The sequence below is a fragment of the Neorhizobium fuzhouense genome, assembly GCF_042611105.1.
Lineage (GTDB): Bacteria > Pseudomonadota > Alphaproteobacteria > Rhizobiales > Rhizobiaceae > Neorhizobium > Neorhizobium galegae_A.
Genome location: NZ_JBHFFP010000007.1, coordinates 107,258 through 125,116, shown reverse-complemented (window position 1 = coordinate 125,116; position 17,859 = coordinate 107,258). Strand labels below are relative to the sequence as shown.

General features: G+C 63.4%; 12 protein-coding genes. 1 reads left to right on the top strand and 11 read right to left on the bottom strand.

Translation table 11 applies throughout. The features are described 5' to 3' along the window. Positions 1-99 precede the first annotated feature (99 nt). Positions 100-4,536 (bottom strand): autotransporter domain-containing protein, encoded by a 4,437-nt coding sequence (locus tag ACEXP3_RS14250; RefSeq protein ID WP_377297883.1) that lies wholly within the window; start codon positions 4,534-4,536, stop codon positions 100-102. A 326-nt stretch (positions 4,537-4,862) separates the two neighbouring features. On the opposite strand from ACEXP3_RS14250, the gene ACEXP3_RS14245 reads away from it, so the two are divergent. After that, on the top strand, positions 4,863-5,849 hold the full coding sequence (locus ACEXP3_RS14245; protein ID WP_377297882.1) for a helix-turn-helix domain-containing protein: 987 nt from the start codon (positions 4,863-4,865) through the stop codon (positions 5,847-5,849). 68 nt (positions 5,850-5,917) lie between these two features. Here ACEXP3_RS14245 and ACEXP3_RS14240 read toward each other — a convergent pair whose 3' ends face one another. From ACEXP3_RS14240 to ACEXP3_RS14195, 10 genes are all read right to left on the bottom strand, one after another. Beyond that, complete coding sequence (locus ACEXP3_RS14240; protein ID WP_377297881.1) at positions 5,918-6,862, bottom strand: LysR family transcriptional regulator; 945 nt, start codon at positions 6,860-6,862, stop codon at positions 5,918-5,920. Between the two features lie 109 nt (positions 6,863-6,971). Beyond that, positions 6,972-8,468 (bottom strand): carboxylesterase/lipase family protein, encoded by a 1,497-nt coding sequence (locus ACEXP3_RS14235; protein WP_377297880.1) that lies wholly within the window; start codon positions 8,466-8,468, stop codon positions 6,972-6,974. A gap of 1 nt (position 8,469) precedes the next feature. Next, a complete protein-coding gene (locus ACEXP3_RS14230) occupies positions 8,470-9,264 on the bottom strand; it encodes an ABC transporter permease (RefSeq protein WP_377297879.1) in 795 nt (264 codons plus the stop codon). An 8-nt stretch (positions 9,265-9,272) separates the two neighbouring features. Next, on the bottom strand, positions 9,273-10,154 hold the full coding sequence (locus tag ACEXP3_RS14225; protein ID WP_377297878.1) for an ABC transporter permease: 882 nt from the start codon (positions 10,152-10,154) through the stop codon (positions 9,273-9,275). Then, complete coding sequence (locus ACEXP3_RS14220) at positions 10,151-11,218, bottom strand: ABC transporter ATP-binding protein (RefSeq protein WP_377297877.1); 1,068 nt, start codon at positions 11,216-11,218, stop codon at positions 10,151-10,153. Before ACEXP3_RS14220 ends, ACEXP3_RS14225 begins: the two co-directional genes overlap by 4 nt. Positions 11,219-11,240: 22 nt before the next feature. Further along, positions 11,241-12,317: an ABC transporter substrate-binding protein gene (locus tag ACEXP3_RS14215; RefSeq protein ID WP_377297876.1), complete on the bottom strand. Its 1,077-nt coding sequence runs from the start codon at positions 12,315-12,317 to the stop codon at positions 11,241-11,243. 91 nt (positions 12,318-12,408) lie between these two features. Further along, a complete protein-coding gene (locus tag ACEXP3_RS14210; RefSeq protein ID WP_377297875.1) occupies positions 12,409-13,425 on the bottom strand; it encodes a dipeptidase in 1,017 nt (338 codons plus the stop codon). Then, positions 13,425-14,066 (bottom strand): 2-hydroxychromene-2-carboxylate isomerase, encoded by a 642-nt coding sequence (locus ACEXP3_RS14205; protein ID WP_377297874.1) that lies wholly within the window; start codon positions 14,064-14,066, stop codon positions 13,425-13,427. Before ACEXP3_RS14205 ends, ACEXP3_RS14210 begins: the two co-directional genes overlap by 1 nt. Then, positions 14,059-15,534 carry an FAD-dependent oxidoreductase gene (locus tag ACEXP3_RS14200; protein ID WP_377297873.1) on the bottom strand — a complete coding sequence of 492 codons (1,476 nt, stop codon included), beginning with the start codon at positions 15,532-15,534 and terminating at the stop codon, positions 14,059-14,061. Before ACEXP3_RS14200 ends, ACEXP3_RS14205 begins: the two co-directional genes overlap by 8 nt. Before the next feature lie 305 nt (positions 15,535-15,839). Further along, a complete protein-coding gene (locus ACEXP3_RS14195) occupies positions 15,840-17,765 on the bottom strand; it encodes an ATP-binding protein (protein WP_377297872.1) in 1,926 nt (641 codons plus the stop codon). Between the last annotated feature and the right edge of the window lie 94 nt (positions 17,766-17,859).

Below are 17,859 nucleotides of genomic sequence, written 5' to 3'. Positions count from 1 at the left end.
GACCATCCGCCGTCATGCGCGTGGTGAGATGCCGGCGCCCGGACGGTCAGCTCAGCGCGGTGGACAGCACCTGGCAGACGTCAGCCGCGATGGCCCGCTTCAGAACTTGACCCCCACCTTGGCCATGGCCGAGTGCTCATCGACGCCATTTGCCAGGAGGGCATCATAGCCGAGCGACACATTGACGTTTTCAGCCGGATTGAAACCCACCGAGAGATTGAGCAGCAGCGCATCGCGCGCCGTACCGGTGCTTGCGACGGTAAAGCTGCCGGCGCCGGCATAGGCAAGCGCAGCTTCTGACGTCGTATCGCTGAAGGCATGACGCCAGCCGACACCCGCCGTCACATTGCCGCGCATGGTCTCCACGGCAATTTCGCGGCCGACCCGGACGCCGAGCGTGGAATAGACCTGCTCGTCATGGCGCGATGCTGACGAGAGGGCGGCTGCGCCGCCGGTCTCGGCAAAACCGTCCGTCCTGGTGTTGACGTAAGCAAGGTTCGCATAGGGCTCGACATGCGCCTGCTCGAGGTCGAAGCGCCAGGCGCCTTCCGCGAAGATCTGGCTGGTCGATGCGTCGTAATCGGCGTTCAGACTGTCGCTGAAGGTGGAGAAGGAAATGTTTCGGCGGCTGTCGACATCCTGGAAGGCATGGATCGCACCGAAGCGGATGGAGGCTGGACCGATGGTCGTTCCGCCATAGGCCGCGATGTAATAGCTATCCACATCTGCCGATGCGTTGAGCGCGTTTTCCGCCACACGGTCCTGGCCGTAGCCGCCCGCCAGACCAAAGCGCCACTGATTGTCGAGGACGGTATCGGCGCCCAGCATGACGCCGCCGCCATTGACGTCGATCGCCGGACCATTGCCATCCGATCCGTAACGGCTCCATGAACCGAAGCCGCTCGACCAGACCGTCACGCCTTGCGCCTCAGGCAGGATCGCCTCGCCGGCAATGCCTCCCCCGGACTGATCCTGTGGTTCGAAGGCATCCCGCATGCGGTTGAGGATGGTATCGCGACTGAGGCGGCTGCGCTCCATGAGCGAGGCGCCAACCGACGCATGCAATTCGCCGGACAGCTGCGAAAAGGCCAGCTGAGTTTCAGGGGTCGTCAGGTAGAGAACCCTGTCGTAAAGCGTCGCCCCAGACCCCAGCGCCTCGACAGCATTGGCGGCCGCCTTGGCATTCGACGTCGTGACGGCCGCGGCAAAGGCACCTGGATCGGCGGTCGTCCGATTGAGCGTCAGGTAAACGGCCGTATTGTCCGCGCTCTTGTCGACCGCCGCCGTCAGGAAGGCAAAATTTTCCGTTACGCTGTCGAACAGGCCGGCGACGCCGCCCGCCGCGGTGATGATCGTGTATTGCGTGTTGAGGGCATAGGTTGCGCCGGTGTCGGTGCCGTTCTCCGGCGTCACGGCAAGGGTGACGCCATTGCCGATCGTGACCGCTCCGCTTGCCGCCAGACGATCGGATGCGCCGAGGCTGTCGACCTCCACCGCATAGGTCGAGCCGTTGGCGAAGCTGGCATTGCCATTCACCGTCAGCGTTCCGATGGAGTTGCCGGGCGCAAGCGTCGCGCCGGAGAGCAGGGAAATCCCGCCCGTCGAACCACTGCCGCCAAGCGTTGCGCCATTGCCCACCGTCACCGCACTGGTCAGGCTGCCGTTGATGGAGAGCGTGCCGCCTGACACCAGCGTCGAGCCCGTATAGGTGTTTGCACCGGTGACGATTAGCTTGCCGGAGCCCGCCTTTTCGAAGGTGCCGGTGCCTGAAACGGCATTGGAGAAGGTTCCGGCGCCTTTGACCACAAGGGCTGCGTCATCGACGATCGCGCCGGTGCCGAAGCTGTCGGCATTGCCGGCGAGAACGCCTGCGGAAATCGTCGTGCCGCCGGTATAGGTGTTGGCACTCGTCAGCGTCAGATCACCGGTTCCGCTCTTCAGCACGCTGCCGGAACCCGAGATCACGCTGCTATAGGTGCCGTCAAACGCCTGATCGAATTCAAGGCGGCCTTCGTTGATCACCGAACCACCCAGCGTCGAGGTGTTGCCGATGAGCTTGCCGGCCAGGACCGTGGTGGTGCCGCTATAGGTCAGATTGCCGGTGAGGGTGACGACGCCCGTGCCGTCCTTGACGAGATTACCGGTGCCGGAAATATCGCCGGCGAAGGTGCCGTCGGTTGCCTGATCGAAGAGCAGCGTGCCGTAATTGGCGACATTGCCAAAGAGGCTGGTGGTCGTCACCGCCAGCGTGCCGCCGGAGATCGTCGTGCCACCGGTATAGGTGTTGGTGCCCGAAATGGTGAGCGTGCCGCTGCCGGCCTTTTCGAAGGAGCCGGAGCCGGACATGTCGTTGGACAGCTCGCCGCTGCCGTTCACCACCAGTGCGCCATTGTTGACAATGGCACCCGTGCCGAAACTGCTGCCCGAGGTTCCGATCAGCGTGCCGCCCGAAATCGTCGTTCCGCCGCTGTAGCTATTGGCGCCGGACAGGGTCGTCGTCCCGTTTTCGACGAGAAGCTGACCGCCGCCGCTGATATCGGCAGAGAGGTCATAGGCGCTGCCCGTATGGTTGAGCACCAGCGTGCCGGTGCCGTCGCCGAATTCGATGGCGCTGGTGTCGAGCGTGCCGGCCGTTGCGGCCGCCTGCCCGGATGCCGCCCCGATGTTGAGCGTGCCCGTCACGCCCGCCCCATAGGCGATACGGATGTCCGACGCCTTCAGCGTCGCCCCGTCCGTCAGCGTCAGTGCGCCGTCACCGTCGGCGCCGATATAGAGGCGGCTCGTCATGTCGATTTTAGAGCCCGCACCCGTCAGCAGCACGGTGCCGCTGGAGCCGGCCTCGTTGCCGATATAGAGCCGGTAGCCGGTCACGCTGCCGCCATTGGATACGGTCAGAGCCCCGTCTCCGAAACGGCCGACATTCATATATCCGGAATAGGCGATGCTGTTGTCGACGAAGGCGTTCCATTCGGAACCCGTGCCGGTCACGGTCATCGTACCGGTCGATCCGGCGAGATCCCCGAGCGTGCCCTGAAGCGCGCTGATGCGGCCACCATTGCTGAGCGTCACCGTCGCATCGCCATTGTAACCGGCGATGAAGGGGGAAGTCATGGTCCACTCGGACCCCGATCCGTCAATCGTGACAGACGAATTGGAGCCGGCCATCGTGCCGACATAACCGGCGTCGCTGCTGACAGTGGCGCCCGCACGCACCGAGAGGTCACCATCGCCGCCATTGCCGACATAGATATTGCCGCTGGCGGTCCAGGAACTGCCGGTGCCGGTGATGGTCGCCGTGCCGCTGGCATTGGCATTCTGGCCAAGGATTGCATTGGCGGAGCTGAGCCTCGCACCGTTGCGGATCGTGACTGAGCCCGTGCCGGAGCTTCCGATTTCGAGATTGCCTCCGGTGATCGTCCAGCCGGAGAGAGCGCCATCGACAATCAGCGAGCCCTCAGCCCCCAAGACATCGCCGAGCCGTGCCGATGTGCTGCTGACCGCGCCCCCATCCGAGATCGTCAGCGTGCCCTCGCCCAGCGTGCCGCTGGCATCTCCGCTGTCACCGCCGATGACCAGTGCGCCGGTGGACCAGGACGAGCCGGAACCGGTGACGGTGGCGGAACTTGCGGAATGACGACCGATCAGGGCGCTGGCACTCGTCACCGTCGCCTCATCCTCCACGGTTAGCGTGGCGCTGCCGGCATTGCCGACGATCAGGCCGCCGGTGATGTCCAGCGTCGACCCCGTCCCGGTGACGGAGACGCTGCTACCGGCGCTTGAGGTCAGGCCGCCGATGGCGAAATCACCGTTATTGTTCATCGTTGCGCCGTTCTCGATCGTCAGGCTGCCAATGCCGCCGCCGCCGACGCTCAGAATGCCGGTATTGTTCCATTCACTGGAGGAACCGGAAAGGGTTGCCGTGCCGCTGGAGGCAATGCCGTCGGCGATGACCGCGCCGGCACTGGTGACGTCACCGGCGGTGACGGTCAGCGTCCCCTTGCCGCCCGGACCGTTGGCATTGCCACCGTAACCGACATAGAGGAAGCCGGTTGAAAACTGGCCGAGACCAGCAACCGTCAGCGCGCCGGTGCCGGTGACACCCGCACCGAGATAGGCCGTGCCCGCAGTGACCGAGCCGCCGCCGATCGACACCGTACCTTCGCCGTCATTGCCGACATAAAGCGAACCCGAGACAGTCCATATGCCGCTCACAGTTACCGTGCCTTCGGCGGCGGCGCTATAGCCGAGTGTGGCGCTGGTATTGGCAAGGGTGCCGTTGATGCTCAGCGAGCCCGTCTGGCCCGTGCCGACGAGGAGCGTACCCGCAGATCCGGTCGTGCCGGCCCCGATCAAGGGACCGGACGTGTTGATGGTTGCGGTGTCGCCGGCCAACGGGGTATGCCCGTCCCAGACCCAATTTGCATCGCTGAACCAGTCACCGCCTGCCGGGCCATTCCAATAGACGGAATCGGCAAGAGCCGGCTGGACAAGGGAGCCGCCGAGAATGACGGCGAGAACGCTGGTGGAGGCCCGCATCGCCCGACGCTTTCTGCCTATCGCAGAATAGTGGTGTTCCTTCCCGCGGCAAGCTGCAGCAGGAAAACCGTTCGAGCCAGTCATCTTCATTCCCCTCACCCTTTTCATGCCATGCAATCTGCATGCACCACCGCCGTCCCGAACAACGGTGATTCCGAAATTCGATTTTATGGAGAGATGCCATTCCCGATGGTGTATCGTCTTTTTCTCGAAGCAGCAAAAACTTCGACATCAGCAGTATCAGCAGCGCCGACGTGGCTTGATGTGCTTGCACGCATTATGCAACAGGACCAATAACGCTTGCGCTGGCGGGAATGGAGACAAAGGTGAGCAAGCCGTTTCGGTGGGGGAGTTTTTCACAGCTTGTTGATGCGGGGATCGTGGACGACAGCCAGCTTCAACAGGACAAGAACGGATGGTTCGAATGCACCTCAAAGCGGCTGAACGTCGATGAGGGCGAGGGTCATCTCCTCTACGTGAACACCCCCGACATGCGCGTTCTCGTCGCCGACTGCACCTTTCAGCAGGAACGGCGCTACGAGATCTGCGACGATGGCCTCGTTCGTTTCCATTTCGGCTTCGATGTCTCGATCGAGACCTGGATCGGCCGTGAGGCCCGGCCGGAACTTACCGATAATGCGGCGGGCGTTCTCCTGGCCGGGGCGGATGATCGCATTCGGGAGCGTGTGCCTGCCGAGCAGCGCCAGACTTTCGTCACGATTGCCTGTCGTCCCGACTGGATCGAGGGTTTTTTCGGCATCCGGCTGCGCGATCAGCTGCCCGAGGGCGATGAGGAGTGGATGCATTATCCTCTGGCCTTCACCCCGACCCTGCGCAACACAACGCAGGCCATTCTCGGCCGCGGCTATACAAGCATGCTCGACGCGGCCTTCGTCACCACCAAGGCGCAGGACATCATCCTCTCTGCCATCGATGGTGTCGCGCAGACGCGCAAGGCAGCGGCGCAAAGGCTGAGTCAGGCCGATATTGCTGCCGTGCGAACCGCGCACATGATCCTCGAGGGTTGCTACAAAGATCCCCCGGATATCCAGACGCTCAGCCGGCGGGTCGGGGTCAATCGCACGAAACTCTTCTACGGTTTCAAACGGCTCTATGGCGTGTCGGTCGCGCAGTTCATCGACAGCCTGCGCATGAACGAGGCCCGCCGACTACTTCTGGACACCGACCTGTCCGTCTCACAAATCGCAGCGGAAGTGGGCTATGGCTATGCGGCCAGTTTCTCTACACGCTTCAAGGGCCATTTCGGCCATCCGCCCCGCGCCTTGCGGACAAGACACTCTGCGACAGAGTAGAGATCAGTTATCCTGAGATATCGATATCCAGCCTCGCCGCCCCTGTACCCCCTGCGTGACGTGATGGTTCAGCCGCCTTTAGGCGAGACGATGTGCTCATGCCGGCGATAATGGGGCAAGGCATTCGCCCGCGCTTCGATCGCGGCGATCAGACGCTGCACGGTGGACGGCAGAGGTGCGCCGGTTGCGGTAATCACGCCCCAGTAGAAGGGGATGTGAAAGGCAAGCGGCACCACGACGACATCGGCCACAGGCAACCCGCTCAGCGTCACCGATTCAACGATGGCGACGCCAAGCCCCGCGCGCGCCAGCGACAGCGAGACATAGGTGGCATTGCTGTCGATGACGCCGCCCGGCTCGATCGAAAATTCCGCAAGCGCCTCGTCGATGCGCATCCGCAGCCGGTAAGGATTGGCGGACGCGATCAGGCGGCGGCCCTTCAGGTCTTCCGGACGAATTGCCTCGCGGCTGGCCAAAGGATCACCGGCGGCCACCACGGCGACGCAGGGCACCTCGCCGATCCAGTGGACATCGACGCCGGGATTGTCGAGCGGCAGGCTCGCAATGCCGACATCGGCCGTCCGTGCCACAACCGCCTGAACCACGCTCTCCGACGCAATGCTCTGTACATGGACATGGGCGGGAAAGAGGTCGGCGGGTAGATCTTGCAGGGCCAGCGGAACGATGCCGGCCGCAATGGCCGGGATTGATGCCAGCTCGATAGCCTTTGCCTGTGACGATTCGATCTTTCGGGCCCGCTCGCTGATCGTCCTCAAGCCACTCAGGAACAGCTCGGCCTCTGCAAAGAAGGCAATGCCTTGCGCGGTCGGCCCGATGCGCGGGCCGTTGCGATGCAAGAGCGGAAACCCCAATTCGTGCTCCAGATCCTGGATCAGGCGGGTCACGACAGGCTGCGACTTTCCCAGCGCCTTTGCAGCACCGGTCATGCTGCCGATCGAGATGACCGCGACGAATGCTTCCAGCTGGCGGGTATCGAGGTATTCAGGCGGCATCAATGCTCCTGTGGACTTGGACATCCCGAATCACCGGTCCATTGTCGATGATGCGGTACGGGAAGGATAGCGACGCCGCGTGGCCGGCCTAAGACATGTGCAGGTGAGCCTATGCAGCATCGTCATGCTGCCAAAGTCTGTTGCGGGCATCGAACGGATCGGTTTCAAACGAAAAACCTGCCCTGCGCTGCAGGCGCAAGACTGTCGGTTCCTCGCGACAATAGCGGGGCCAGAGACCGGCTGGCGTTACCGGCTGATGATCGCGGATGAACGAGGCCCAGACCGCGTGTACGCTTTCGGCAAAGAGCGGGTCACTGACTGCGTGGCGAGCGGGAAGCCGCGCGACATCCATGCCGCGGCGATACCAGACATCGGCCACTTCGGCGCCATGTCTTTCCCCCAGTTCGTCGGCTTCAATTGCACCGTAGAGATATTTGAAGACCGGATGGCGGATGGCGTGCAGCTTGGCAAAGCGGGTCGCCGGGTTCTGGAACACGAGGTCGCCGCCGATGGCGCGCCAGATGCCGAGGGGCGAATGATCCGGCAGCGCCTCACGGTAACGCCCGACGATCTCGGCGCCGGTCAGCCCCATGGGCAGGACGCGTTCATGCAGCAGCCTTTCCGCATCGCCAAAATCCATCGGCGGCTGCGCCGTCGCATGCGTCGAATATTCCGCCGTGGTGCATCCGATCATCATCGGCACCTCAGCCGTTTCGCCAAGCAGCGCGGCTTCTTCCGGATGGCGGGGAAGAGAGGCGCCGTCGATGACCGGAACGAAGGGAACGCCGAGCATGGCGGCCGAGCCATCACGGGCGAAATCGTGTTGCGTGTAGGATTGGTTGCAAAGGTCGCGCTGGGCGATCAGCAGCTGCTCGATGGGCATCGTGCGAAGCGCTGCCTCATCCGCCTGCAGATGAGCGAGGAAGCGTCTATTGAGCTTTACGGCATCGTCCATGGTTGCGATGGCGGTGCTTGCCCCGCTCTGCGGCATGGCTTTGGAAAACAGCCCCCTCGCCTGCGGCGTGGCCATGAGGGCGGCGACGGAAAAGCCGCCGGCCGATCGTCCCGCCAGCGTCACCCGCGCCGGATCGCCGCCAAAGGCCGAAATGTTTTCCTTCACCCATTGAAGCGCGACGATCTGATCAAGCAGGCCACGATTGTCCGGCGACCCGTCGGTGAGGTGCAGGAAGCCGAGCGCACCCAGCCGGTAATTGACGGTGACCTCGACAATGCCGCTTGCGGCAAAGGCACCGCTCTGCAGCACAGCCTCGTTGGCCGATCCGACCGCATAGCCGCCGCCATGGATCCAGACCAGAACCGGCGCTGAGCCATCGAGCGACGGCTTGCGGATGTTGAGCGTCAGGAAATCCTCGCCGACATCAAGGCTGGAGGTGGCCGCCGTTCCGACCGGGCCATAGGTCGGGATCTGCGGACAGACGGCGCTCAGCCTGTCTGCCTTGCGAATGCCGGACCAGTGCTCCACCGGCTGTGGCGCGGCAAAGCGGCGCTCGGGCGTGATCGGCGCGGCGTAGGGAACGCCGAGAAAGACGGCGTAGCCATTTTCTTCAAAACCCTCGACGGTGCCGGACCTCGTTTCAACCTGCATGTCAGAGCGCCTTGCGCAGGCCGATCAGCCTTTCCACCCCGATCACCACGACAACCGAGATGAGGATGAGGATGACCGAGAGTGCCGCGATTTGTGGGTCGGTGGAGTGCTCGAGATAGTGATAGATCTCCGTCGGCAGCGTCGAGGCCTTCACCGACACGATGAACAGCGAGATCGTCGCCTCATCGAAGGAGATCAGAAAGGCGATCACGCCGCCGGCCACCAGGCCCGGGCGCACCAGCGGCAAGGTGATCCGCCAGAAGACCATCAGCGGCGATGCGCCATGCACCCGTGCCGCCTCTTCGACACGCGCATCGACCGCCGTGAGGCTCATGGTGATGGTGCGCACCGTGTAAGGAATGGTGATGCCGAGATGCGCAAGCACGATGCCCGGATAGCTGTCCAGGAGACCGATCGGCGCAATCACCAGCATGATCCCGACGGCCAGCACGATATGCGGCACCAGGAACGGCGCCAGAATGAGGAAATTGACCGCTCCCCGTCCGCGAAACCTGTAGCGCACCAGAGACAGCGAAAGCAGCATGCCGGCCGATACCGCCACGACCCCGACGACCGCCCCGATGGCAAGGCTTCGCCAGAAGGCGGAGACGAACTTCGCATTGTGGAAGACCTTGACGTAGGAGCCGAAGGACAGGCTCTCGGGCGGAAAGGCCAGATACTGGCGGGTATCGAAGGAAATGATGAAGACGATGATGATCGGCGCCAGCAGGAAGAGATAGAGCAGCGTGATCAGGATGGCCCAGGACAACCGGGGAAGGAAATTCTTGTCCGCCATGGCGTGCCTCACGTCTCGAGCGCGCTCAGCGCGCGCTGGTAGAGCAGGATGATGCTGCTGAACAGAACGAGCAGCATGACGGAAAGAGCGGCAGCCAGCGGCCAGTTGAGCGTCACAGTCGCCTCGTTGAAGACTTCCGTCCCCAGCACGAAGACGCGCCCGCCGCCCATCAGCCGCGGCGTGACGAAGGAGGAGATCGCCAGCACGAAGACAAGCAGCGCCGCGGTCAGTACGCCCGGCAGGCTAAGCGGCAGGATGATGCGGGTGAACACTTTCAAGCGGTTGGCGCCGAGCATGGCGGCCGCCTCCTCCAGCTGCAGATTGAGCCGGCCAAAGCCGCTCAGCATGGCGAGAATGGCATAGGGCATCAGGATCTCGACCAGGGCAACCGTCGCCCCCAGGCTGTTGTTGGACAGGCGAACGGGGCCACCGGTCAGCGACAGCGCCTGCAGCCCGCTGTTGATCACGCCACGATCCCCGAGGATCACCATCCAGCCATAGGTGCGCACGACGGAGGACGTCAGCAGCGGCGCAACGGCAAGCGCCGTCAGCACGCCGCGAAACCGGCTGGTGGTGCGGGTGAGAAAGAGCGCGATCGGATAGGAGAGAACGACCGCGGGAACGGCGACGTTGAAGCCGAGCACCAGCGTGTTCCAGGCCACCTGCCAGTAGAACGGATCAAACAGCACCGCCCGGTAGGATTGGAGCGTGACATCGCCACCGCCGAACGCGCTGGTCGTGTCGGAGGCAAACGAGGCGCGCAGCAGCCAGATCAGCGGCAGAAGAAAGGTGACCGTCAGGGCGGCAAGCCCCGGCAGAAGCAGCATCAGCAGGAGCGCGCGGGAGTTCCCCCCGCTTCGGGGGGAGCCTGTGGCGGACGCGGCACTCATGATGCCTCCTCGCCCACCAGCGTGACATCCTCGGCGGCGACAGACAGCGTGACCTCGCTCTGCTTTTCCGGCAGCACGCCGGCATGCGTCGGCAGATCGGCCTGCAACAGCCTGTCACCGCAGCGCACCTGCAGGGTCAGCGTCTGGCCGCGATAGACGACATGCTCGACCGTGCCGGTAAAACTGTTCGGCTGGCGTACATCGGTTGCCAGGACCAGCCGGTGGGGACGGATCAGCAGTTGCACGGTCGAACCGAGCCTCGCATGACCGGCAAAGCGCAGCGGCTTCAGCCCCTCGACCATGGCAAGGCCGGGCTCGACCACCTTGCCCTTGAAGAAGGTTCCCGCGCCGATGAAGGAGGCAACGAACTGGGTCTGCGGCCGGTCAAAGATTTCGCGCGGCGTGCCGATCTGCTCCAGCCGGCCCGCCGACATCACCGCCAGCCGGTCGGCCATCGACAGCGCCTCGTCCTGGTCATGCGTCACGAAGATCGCCGTGACACCCGTGCGCGCCTGGATGTCGCGGATTTCATCCCGCATCTCGTCACGCAGCTTGGCATCGAGATTGGACAGCGGCTCGTCGAGAAGCAGAAGTTCCGGCTCGATCACCAGCGAGCGGGCAATCGCCGCACGCTGCTGCTGGCCGCCGGAGAGCTGGCTCACCTTGCGCCCGCCAAGGCCCGTAAGCTTGACGAGATCAAGCGCCTTCAGGACGCGCTCCTCCCGCTCGCTTCGCCCGACCTTGCGCATTTCCAGACCGAAGGAAATGTTCTCGGCCACCGTCATGTGGGGAAACAGGGCATAGGCCTGGAAGATCATGCCCATGTTGCGCTTGTGCACGGGGATCGACGACACATCCCGACCGTCGATCCGGATCGCCCCCGAGGTCGGGTCGACAAGGCCGGCGATCATCCGCAGGATCGTCGTCTTGCCGCAGCCCGACGGTCCGAGAAGCGCCAGCATCTCGCCGCGCGGCAAGGAGAAGCTGACGCTGTCGACGGAAGGTTTCGGCGCGCCCGGATAGGTCTTCACGAGTTGGTCGATGACGACGTGATGATCAGCCATGGCCGCCGGTTCTCCCTGAGGGTCAGTTGAGTGCGATGACTTCGCGGGTGATGCGCTGGATCCAGGCCGCATACTTGTCGGCGACGAAGTTCCAGTCGAGCGACATCTGGGCGGCTTGCGCCTCCTTCGACCCATAGATTCGGGCAGCCACAGCATCCGGCAGGCTCACCTTGGTGTTGACCGGCCCGTAGAAGCTCTTTTCCGCGAATGTCGCCTGCGCCTCGGTGCCGAGAGCATAATTGATGAACAGCTGCGCTGCCTCGGCATTCTTGGAATTTTCAACCAGGCCGATGGTATTCGTCTGGCCGATCGAGCCTTCCTTCGGTGCCGCAACGCCGATCTTGCCGCCCTGGGTGTCGTGCAGATACTGCGCGCGGCCGTTCCAGCAGATCGACAGGTCCGCTTCGCCGCTCTGGATCACCGCGTAGCAATCGGGTGCCGGTTCCCAGGTGGAGACGTTGGGCGCCATCTTCTTCAGGAAATCCAGCGCCGGATCAATGCTCGTCTTGTAGTCGGTGCCGGCAAGCTTGGCGAGGATGGGCAACAGGATGACGCCGCGTGTATCGCTAAGCTTGGCAGCGATCCGGCCCTTGTATTTCGGATCGGCGAGATCCGTCCAGCTGGTCGGGGGCTGCTTCACCGTCTCGGTGTTATAGAGTATCGCCAGGTTATCCTGCGAAAAGGCCACGGCCTGATCGCCTTCAAGGCGCGCCCAGGCGGGCATCTCGTCAAGCACTTTCACCTTGGAGGGATCGAGCTTCGCAAAAATTCCGCCCTTTGCCGCCTTGATGGCAACGGCCACGTCGATCAGCGCCACGTCGATCTTCGGATCGGCCTTTTGCAGCGTGAGCAGGGCAAGCGTTTCCGCCGAATTCTTGCTCTGTTGGTAGGTGACGTTGATATCGGGATACTTGGCCTTGAAGGGATCGATGACGAATTTCTGGTAATTTTCCGCAAAGACGCCGGAAAAGCCGACGATGTTGACGGTGCCCTTCACGGAGGCATCCTGTGCCGCTGCCACGTCCGAAAGCGCCAGCAGCCCGGCCGCGACAAGGCCGGTGCGGGCGAAGAATTGCGTCATGCGTTTGTTCGTATCCATTGTCATCTCCGTCTGTCGGTTGTCGGCGAGCACGTCCCGTGATCGCCGCGCGGGTTCCAGTCTTGGCAATGCATTGCTGACGCAGCCGCGATCAGAGCGTCGGTGTCCAGGCCTGATCCAGGACACGAAGCCAGTTGCCACCGAGGAGCTTGCGCACGAGATCGGCACTCCAGCCGCGCGCCAGCATCCGCGCCGTCAGGTTCGGCATTTCGGTCATCCGCTCGATGCCCTTCGGCTTGTTGATCTTCACATTGCCGAATTCGGTGAGTTTGCGGGCCGTGCCCTTGTCCTTGTTGGCCCAGAGCAGCCAGGGGCCGGGGCGCGGACGGTCGAGCGAGAAATCCGTTCCGATGCCGACATGATCCTCACCGACCAGATCGATGATATAGGCCATTGCATCGAGATAATCCTCGACGGTGGCATCGTTTCCGGCGGCAAGCCCGGGCGCAAACAGGCTGACGCCGATGAGGCCACCCTTTTCGGCGCAGGCCACGAACAGTTCGTCGGGCTTGTTGCGCTTCACATCTTTGAGCGCCCGCGGCAGGACGTGCGAAATGCAGACCGGGCTTTTGGAGCGCGCAATCACGTCGGCGCTGGTCTTGTCGCCGACATGGCTCAGATCGCAGAGCACGCCGACACGGTTCATCTCGGACAGGATCTCACGGCCAAAGCCGGTCAGGCCGCTGTCGACCTCTTCCAGATAACCGGCGCCCGAATAGTTCTGGGTATTGTAGGTCAGCTGCATGATGCCGACGCCGAGATCCTTGAAGATTTCGACATAATCCAGCTTGTCCTCGAGCGGCGAGGTGTTCTGCCAGCCGATGATGATGCCGGTCTTGTTCTCGGCCTTTGCCGCGTGAATATCGGCGACCGTGCGGACCGGCCGCAGGATGTCGTCGTTCTCGCGCAGGAAGCGCTTCCATTCGGAGACATAGCCGATGCCTTCGCGGAAATTCTCCCACAACAGCGAGGACACGTTGACCGCCGTCAGGCCGCCGGCGCGCATTTCCTCGAAAATCGACCGGCTCCACTGGCAGGTCTGCAGCCCGTCGACGATGATGGCGCCCTCATGCAGTGACTTGGCTTCGGCCGGGATTGCATCGGTCATCAGATGGCGTCCTTTCGTGCAAGGGTCGCGTTACGGGCGTTCAAAGCCCTGTCCACGAAGTCGAGACGATCCTGTCCCCAGAAGAGTTCGTCGCCGACGACATAGGTCGGCGTTCCGAAAATTCCGCGCCGTTCTGCCTCGGCGAGATTGCCCTGCCATTCCGCGACAATTGCCGGCGGCTGGTGCTCGACCACAAGCGCGGCCGCATCCGCGCCGACGGTGGACATTGCAATCGCCCGCAGGGTGTCGAGATCGGCGATATCGCGATCCTCGGCCCAAAGCGCCCGCTGGACGGCAAAGGAAAAGGAGAGCGCGTCGAGCCCCGCTGCCTGCAGGGCAATGACTGCCTGCGCGGCGGGCTCGATGGTGCGGCACGGATAGAATTTCGGCTTGAGGTTCAGGGCCATGCCGAGAAATTCCCGCCAGCGGCGTAGCTCGATTTCATGATAGAGCTGGCGTGCATCGGGGCGCGTGCGCAGCGGAATGCCGCCGTTTGCCTCGATGATGCGGATGGGCCGCAGACGGACCGCTGCACCGTTGCGACGCGCGATGGCCACGGCACGTTCCGCACCGAAATAGGCCCAGGGCGATGAAATCCCGTAAAAAATCTGAAGCTCGGGTGCCGTTTCGGTCTCAGCCACGCAAAATGTCCTCATATGTATCGGCATCGGTCCATTCGTCGCCGAAAAGCTCCGGCGTCTCGAAGGTCATGAATCGGTCGAGATGCCAGGCGCGGTCCTCGACGAACAGGGAGCGGGCAAGACCCGTTGCCAGTCGCGTCGCGCCCTCGCTGATCGAGGGAATGCCGCTGGTGATCTTGCCGTGGGAGGGAACGGCCGGATAGGCAAAGCAGGAGATGCGCGAGATGGCCGCTGCCGTCTGCGGATCGAGCCCCGGCTTCGGCTGGAATTCGAAGGCCGGGCCGAGATAAGGCGTGGCGGCGATGCCCGCATGCTCCCATCCGGCCGGCGGCGTGTAGGCATCGCCCCAGAGCAGGATCTTACCGTCCAGCGTGGAAAACTCCGGCCGCGCGGAAAAATCCACCGAGAAGCCGGTGGCGAAGATCACGAGGTCGGCGCCGTAGCGCCCCTTGGGTGTCACGACATCGACGGCACCGTTCCGCTCGACGAGATCCTCGACCGGGCTTGCCAGATGAAAATGCGCATTGGCATGCCGCGTGACCCGCAGCACGCTGTGCCGCGGCGGCGGGATCTGCGCGCGCTCGCCGGCCACCATATAGGTCCACTTGTCGGCGTCCGGCAGTCCCAGATAGCCATGCGTCATGCCCTGGCTGCCGACGCCGGTGAACTTGTCGATGCGCGGAATATCGGCGCGCCGCACGAAGATATCGACGCGCGCTGCACCGGCCTCAAGTGCGGCTGCGGCATTGTCCATTGCCGAGGCCCCTGCCCCGACGACGGCCACGCGCTTGCCCTTCAGCAACGCCATGTCGATCAGATCCGCGCCATGGCAGACGAAGCGCGACGACACGCGGCTTGCGACCGCCGGCATGGTCGGTGCGCCGAGACCATCGAGACCGGTCGCGAGAACCACGCGGCGTGCAAGCACGGTCTCGACCCCATCCGCGTTTTCAAGTTCAAGCGAAAGAAGACCATCCGGGCGGATATCGAGGCGGGTCAGCGCCGTCTCGTTCACGACATCGAGCGCCAGCACCCGCCGATACCAGACGAGATAATCCATCCACATCGGCCGCGGGATGAGATCCATGGCCAGGTAGGCCTCCGCGCCGAATTGCGCCTCGAACCAGGCACGGAAGGTAAGCGACGGAATGCCGAGCGCCGGTCCGACCGCTTCCTTGCGGGTCCGCAGCGTTTCCATGCGCGCATAGGTGATCCAGGGCCCCTCGCGGCCGGCGGGGCTGCGGTCATAGGCGCGTGCATTGAAGATGCCGATCTTGCGAAGCGCTGCCAGCGTCACAAGCCCGCAAAGGCCCGCGCCCACCACCGCGACATCGAGCACGTCGGCGCCCTCCGCCTTCCTCGGCGGCATCCAGGCCTTCGGCGGCTGGCCGAGCCACAGAAGGTCGAGCTCCAGGCGCTTTTCGAGAGCCTCGAGCCCCACCGGACGTTGCAAATCAATCGCGCTCACTGTCGCCGTCTCATTATGTCATTAAAGCATTATCGAGAGGCTATAATTCATTTTTAAAAATGTAAATCGCGTATTCTGCTGAAATTTGCGGCAAGCAAAAATAATATCCTACCGTCCGAGACGCGGAATGTTTTCTCTATATCTCGGTTGAAGAGGGGATTGTTCTCCCCCACGCAGACTGCGCAGCGCGCATGCGGATTATCGATGCGGTTCAGGCGTCAGCAGTGATGTCTTGCGCCTTGCATGTCGCAGGCACGGTACATGTGGTCACGCCGGGTGCGCAAAGAACGAGCTCTTGCAAGCCCTTAACACACCTTGTCGATCATCTGCGCCAATTGCTCCTGGGTATAGGGTTTGGCGAGGCGCGCCACGTCGATCTCGATGCCGGACGGCAGATCCGCATAGCCGGAGGCCATCAGGATGGAGAGAGACGGCAACTTTTCGCGCGCGGCTCTGGCGAGTTCCGCGCCTGTCATGCCGGGCATGGAATAGTCCGTGATCAGGAGGTCGAAGGGCGCGCTCGTCTCCAGAAGATCAAGCGCCTCCTTGCCGGAATGGGCTTCCACCACATCATGGCCGAGATCGCTCAGCATGTCGGCCGAACTCATGGCGATCAACACGTCATCATCCACCAGCAGGATCCGCTTCGGGCCCGTTCTGTCGTGGGGCGAGGCCAAGGCAACCGCGTGCTCCTTTTGCTGGACGGTCTCGGTGGAAACCGGGATCCACAGCTCGGCCGTCGTCCCCACGCCCGGTGCACTGTCGAGCTTCAGCTGACCGTTCAATTGCAGCGCCAGACCGTGGACCATGGACAGGCCAAGGCCGGTGCCCTTGCCCAGTTCCTTGGTGGAAAAGAACGGTTCGATCGCCTTCTGCAGCGTATCGGCATCCATGCCCTGCCCCTCATCGATGACGGACAGCACCACATAGGCGCCGGGTGCCAACGTATCGGCCCCTGCCAGCTGATCCACCTGCCGCAATTGAATGCGCAGCGCGCCGCCATCGGGCATCGCATCGCGCGCGTTGACGGCCAGATTGAGAAGCGCAAGCTCCACCTGGTTCGCATCGGCCAGGACCTGGGGAATGTGTTCGGGAACGCTCACGGAAATGGCGATGCGCGAGCCGACCGACCGTTGCAAGAGGTCTTCCATCTCCGTCACCAGGTTGACGAGATTGACCGGGCCGACCTGCAGGTCCTGGCGGCGCGCGAAGGCCAGCAGACGCTGCGTCAGGGAGGCGCCGCGCCGGGCGCCCTGCAAGGCACCATCGATCAGACGGGTCGCCTTGACGTCGCCGCTCACATGCTTGCGCAGCAGTTCGAGATTGCTGAGAACCGCCATCAGCAGATTGTTGAAATCATGCGCCACCCCGCCGGTCAGCTGGCCGATCGCCTCCATCTTCTGGGCCTGGCGAAGCTGCTCCTCGGCCCTTTCGCGCTGGCTGACCTGCGCCAGCATCTCCTCATGCGCCTCGCGCAGCGCCCGGGTTCGCTCGGCAACCCTCTCCTCCAGCATTTCGTTGAGCTGCCGTTGCTGCTCCTCGGCCTGCAGGCGCTCGGTGATGTCGGCAGACACGCCGACGAGGCGGACAGGCCGGCCGGCACGGTCCCGCTGAAGCTGTGCGCGGATCTCGGCGCCATGGATGGAGCCGTCAGGCCAGACAGTGCGGTAGGCGATGGTGTAATCGGACCCTGCCTCCAGCCTCTCAGCCACCGCCTGGCGCATCCGCTCGACGTCATCCGGATGGATGGCGGAGAGCAGATCCTCGTAGGTGAAGCCATCCTCCGGGTCGCGCCCGAAAATGCCCTTGAATGCAGCTGAAGCCGTCAGCTCACCGCTTGCCAGATCCAGTTCCCAGGCGCCGAGGCGACCAGCCTCCAGCGCCGTCTGCAGGCGCCGTTCTCCCTCGTCGAGCGCCTCCATGCGCAGCCGCGCCTCGTATTGCCGGCGCCGCCCGCGCAGGGCCGAGCGGATAACGCTGATGAAGGAGGTGGGGTGAAAGGGCCGTTCGATGAAGCTGACATTGCCCAGCACATCCGAAAGCCGCGCCGCCGCCGGATTGCGCTCCGGACCGCCACCGCGTGCTGTCAAAATGATGATGGGAAGATCGGACCAGCTTGGCTGCATCTCGATCCACCGTGCAAGCGGACGCAGATCCGCCGAGCGCAGCGCCTCTTCCGTGATCACCACAAAGGCCACATCGTCGGTCAGGCTCGCCACCAGCACGTCCATCGACGGAACCGGCCTGGAAACGACATCTGCTTCCTGCAGCAGGGAGGCAGCAATCTGCGCATCGCGGCCAAGCGGAGCATGGATCAGACCAAAA